Here is a 2,133-nt window from a genome sequence, read left to right on the forward strand (position 1 = left end):
GTCAAGGGCAGTTTAAAAATGTAGGTTTTCGGCAGAAAGAAATGTAGGTTTTCGGCAGTTACTTGAGGCCACGTAATCGGTAAGATTTACCAGTGATCTTCACTACGTGAACATGATGAACCAAGCGATCGAGAATGGCTGCTGTCACAGTTGGGTTCTGGAAAATATCAACCCAAGCGGATAGATCACTATTGCTGGTAATGATCGTTGAATGCTTTTCATAGCGGGCATTGACTAGCTGAAATAAGAGGTTAGCTTCTTGGTGACCAATTGGCAAATACCCAATTTCATCAATAATTAATAGGTCATAGCGCGAATAGCGGCTTAGAGATCGATCAAGCAGTCCTTTTTCGTAAGCTGCTCTCAATCTAATCAACAGCTCATGACAATTAATAAAGAGAACCCGACAGCCCTGTTTACAGGCCTCAATCCCAATACTAATTGCCAAGTGGGTTTTACCGACTCCCGGATTGCCAATAAAGATTAAGTTTTCAGACTTTTCCATAAAAGCCAGATTCTGGAATTCCAGAACCTCTTGGCGATTAATACTGGGTTGAAAGCTAAAATCAAATGTATCTAGGGATTTTGTATTGGGGAACCGAGCACGGCCAATGGCCCGTGCAATCTGACCTTCGTGTCGATTCTGGAGTTCCGAATTAGTTAAATCAATTAGCGCCTCAGTTAATGACAGATTATCAGTGTGAATTTGATCAAGGTAATTCGGCAAGTATTCACGGATTTTGTTTAACCCTAAGCGCTCAAGATTATTTAAAAGAATTTGATTATTAGTGGTCATGGTAGCCTCCTATAAGTTGTCGTAATCAGTCATATGTTCACGAATGTAAGCTGAAATGTCTTCATCTGTCCGCCCTTTAAGCAAATCAGATTTGAGGATATTGAACTGATCTTGGGGGTCATAATTCAGCGAATTGGTAGTTATGGAGTGCGTACGAATTTCTTCTCCGTTATAATAAATGTGGATGCGCTGCTCATCATTGGAGATTTCAACAGCAACCGTACAACCAATGTATCGCGGATCTACTGAGTACTTACATTTGCGGAAATTGATCATGGCCTCCTTCGAAACGACACGGGTAATGTTTTCTTCGAAGTATGGTTCAAGGAGATTAACTGGAACGCGATGAAGGTACTCTTTTTCTTCGTCTAACCATTTCAGGTACGGGACTTCGTCCGTGGCCTGCGAAGTTTCATGATTTAGATCATCTCGGAGCATATGAACTAGTTCGATTAGCTCAGTTCCATCAGCAAATTCAGTATTGTATGGCCGTAAACGTTCAACCGTGCGAGCAAGGGCTTCAACTGCACCTTTAGTTTGTGGTCTGAATGGTCGACAAGCAATTGGTGTGAAACCGGCATCTTTACAGAATTCGTGGAACCGTTCGTTAAAGACAGCGTGGCCAAACTGGGATTTTGTATGATCCACAACGGTTTTCATATTATCAAACCAGATTTCCGTCGGAATACCTCCGGTATGAAGGAAAGCGTCGTGTAAGCAAGAAAAGAGGGTATCTTGGCTCCGATCAAAGGTTAGTGTCATATATTTGAGTTTTGAATAAGGCAATACATACAAGAAAATATTGAATTTAAACAGCTCACCCTCGCTGCTCACTAGGGCCATTTCTTCTTTCCAGTCAACTTGAGCAGAGAGACCAGGGGAATGTTCAATCCGAATGGTAGCTTTCTTAACTCGTTCTCGGCGGGTTTGGCGACAATAATCTTTCACGAGGGTATAGCTGCCGGTAAAGCCCTTCTTCTGGATAAATTTAAAAATTGAAGCAGCCGAACAATTTAGTTCAAGCTTTGAATCGATGGTTTGCTTGAATGGATCCAGTAAACTTGGCCGTTTCGGTCGACCACTTGGTCGGCCCTTAAGTCCAGCTTTGACTTCCTCATAGGCTTTCTTAACGGTTCGATAATCAACATTATATTGCCGGGCAATCTCGGCGAAGTTAGGCTTAATATTTTCAGTCACGTAAATCGTCACTCCTTCTCTTAAATCACGTCTCACATCAAATTCCTCCTACACTCTGATGTGATTCATGATACAAAAAATGTAGGAAAACCAACAGTTCTAACCTGCCGTTTTCCTACATTTTACGGGTGCCTTTTACA

The 2,133-nt window shown here is 42.0% G+C and carries 2 protein-coding genes; both read right to left on the bottom strand.

Annotated elements, in window-relative coordinates; translation table 11 throughout:
• Positions 1-58: 58 nt before the first annotated feature.
• Positions 59-796 (bottom strand): IS21-like element helper ATPase IstB, encoded by a 738-nt coding sequence (gene istB / locus JCM14108_RS13725; protein ID WP_003555349.1) that lies wholly within the window; start codon positions 794-796, stop codon positions 59-61.
• A gap of 9 nt (positions 797-805) precedes the next feature.
• The gene (gene istA / locus JCM14108_RS13730) at positions 806-2,029 is read right to left on the bottom strand and encodes an IS21 family transposase (protein ID WP_003555353.1); all 1,224 of its coding nucleotides are present in this window, start codon (positions 2,027-2,029) and stop codon (positions 806-808) included.
• Between the last annotated feature and the right edge of the window lie 104 nt (positions 2,030-2,133).

Source organism: Lentilactobacillus farraginis DSM 18382 = JCM 14108 (genome assembly GCF_000583655.1).
Taxonomy (GTDB): Bacteria; Bacillota; Bacilli; order Lactobacillales; family Lactobacillaceae; genus Lentilactobacillus; species Lentilactobacillus farraginis.

Excerpts from the sequence above, each read along its gene's own strand:
- istB (WP_003555349.1), bottom strand. The coding sequence starts at position 796 with ATGACCACTAATAATCAAATTCTTTTAAATAATCTTGAGCGCTTAGGG.